At 64.7% G+C, this 2,172-nt stretch carries 2 protein-coding genes; both read left to right on the plus strand.

What is annotated here, in order from left to right; translation table 11 throughout:
- The coding region (locus FMEAI12_RS34640) for a CoA ester lyase (protein WP_235015056.1) at positions 1-942 on the plus strand (942 nt) is incomplete at its 5' end.
- A gap of 49 nt (positions 943-991) precedes the next feature.
- The coding region (locus tag FMEAI12_RS34645) for an acyl-CoA dehydrogenase family protein (RefSeq protein WP_112109271.1) at positions 992-2,172 on the plus strand (1,181 nt) is incomplete at its 3' end.

The raw sequence follows: 2,172 nt of genomic DNA on the forward strand, positions 1-2,172 counted from the left end.
CGTGCTCGCCGGTCGTGTCTGGCTGTTCCGGCTTCGAACGTGAAGATGTTGGGTAAGGCGCAGGGGCTTCCTGCCGACCAGATCTTCTGTGATCTGGAGGACTCGGTCGCTCCGGGGGCGAAGGAGTCGGCGCGGGGGAACGTCGTGTCGGTGTTGAACGAGGGTGACTGGGCGGGTAAGACCCGGGTCGTGCGGGTCAATGACCTGACGACGAAGTGGACCTACCGTGATGTCGTGACCGTGGTCGAGGGCGCGGGGGCGAACCTGGACTGTGTGATGCTGCCGAAGGTGCAGACCGCCGCGCAGGTGCAGTGGCTGGATCTGCTGCTGACGCAGATCGAGGAGGTGATGGGTTTCGAGGTCGGGCGGATCGGTATCGAGGCGCAGATCGAGAACGCGCTGGGTCTGTCGAACGTGAAGGAGATCGCGTTCGCCAGCCCGCGGATCGAGACGATCATCTTTGGTCCGGCGGATTTCATGGCGTCGATGAACATGCCGTCCCTGGTGGTGGGTGCGCTGAACCCGGATTATCCGGGGGACCCGTTCCACTACGTGCTGTTCAAGATCCTGGAGGCGGCGCGGGCACGGGGGGTGCAGGCGATCGACGGGCCGTTCCTGCAGATCCGGGATGTGGAGGCGTTCCGTGGGGTGGCGAAGAAGTCCGCGGCGTTGGGTTATGACGGTAAGTGGGTGCTGCATCCGGGGCAGATCGACGCCGCGAACGAGGTGTACGCCCCCCGGCAGGAGGATTACGACCACGCCGAGCTGATCCTGGACGCCTATGCCTGGCACACCTCGGATGAGGGTGGGCTGCGGGGCGCGGTGATGCTCGGGGACGAGATGATCGATGAGGCGAGCCGGAAGATGGCCGAGGTGATCGCGGGCAAGGGTCGTGCCGCGGGTATGGCGCGTACCGCCCGTTTCGAGCCGCCGGCCGGCTGACCCGGTCTGGCTGTTTCCCCGTCGAGACCTCAAGGACACAGGAGCCGCTATGGGCAGGATCGCGCAGACCGACGGGCTGACCGAGGTGCAGTCCGACATCCTCGCGGCGGTGCGGTCGTTCGTGGACAGGGAGATTCTGCCGAACGCGGGCGATCTTGAGCGTAAGGACGAGTATCCCGAGGCGATCGTCGAGGCGATGAAGGAGATGGGCCTGTTCGGGATCACGATCCCGGAGGAGTACGGCGGTCTCGGTGAGTCGTTGCTGACGTACGCGCTGGTGGTGGAGGAGATCGCCCGTGGGTGGATGAGTGTGTCCGGGGTGATCAACACTCATTTCATCGTGGCGTATCTGGTGCTGCAGCACGGTACCGATGAGCAGCGGGAGCGGTTGTTGCCGCGGATGGCGACCGGTGAGCTGCGGGGGGCGTTCTCGATGAGTGAGCCGGGGTGTGGTTCGGATGTGTCGGCGATCACGACCCGGGCTGACCGTGACGGCGACGAGTACACGATCACCGGGCAGAAGATGTGGCTGACCAACGGTGCCCGTGCCGGTCTGGTCGCGACGTTGGTGAAGACGGATGAGGGTGCGGAGTCGGTCTATCGGAACATGACGACGTTCCTGTTGGAGAAGGAGCCGGGGTTCGGTACCGACGGTGGTATCACGATTCCGGGGAAGCTGGAGAAGCTCGGGTACAAGGGTGTCGAGACCACGGAGATGATCCTGGATGGTCATCGGGCGTCGGCGGGTTCGATCCTGGGTGGTCCGGGGGCGGCGGGTCGTGGTTTCTACCAGATGATGGACGGGGTGGAGGTCGGGCGGGTCAATGTCGCGGCCCGGGCCTGCGGGATCATGATCCGGGCGTTCGAGCTGGCGATCGCCTACGCTCAGCAGCGGCGGACGTTCGGTCATCAGATCGCTGATCATCAGGCGATCGCGTTCAAGCTCGCGGACATGGCGACCAAGGTCGAGGCGGGTCATCTCATGATGGTCAACGCCGCGCGTAAGAAGGACAGCGGGCAGCGTAACGACGTCGAGGCCGGGATGGCCAAGTATCTGGCCAGTGAGTACTGCCATGAGGTGACCACCGAGTCGTTCCGGATCCACGGTGGCTACGGGTACTCCAAGGAGTACGAGATCGAGCGCCTCTACCGGGAGGCCCCGTTCATGCTCATCGGCGAGGGGACGTCCGAGGTGCAGAAGCGCATCATCAGCCGCGCCCTGCTCAAGGA

It is taken from the genome of Parafrankia sp. Ea1.12 (genome assembly GCF_900465275.1).
In the GTDB taxonomy this organism is placed as follows: Bacteria; Actinomycetota; Actinomycetes; order Frankiales; family Frankiaceae; genus Parafrankia; species Parafrankia soli.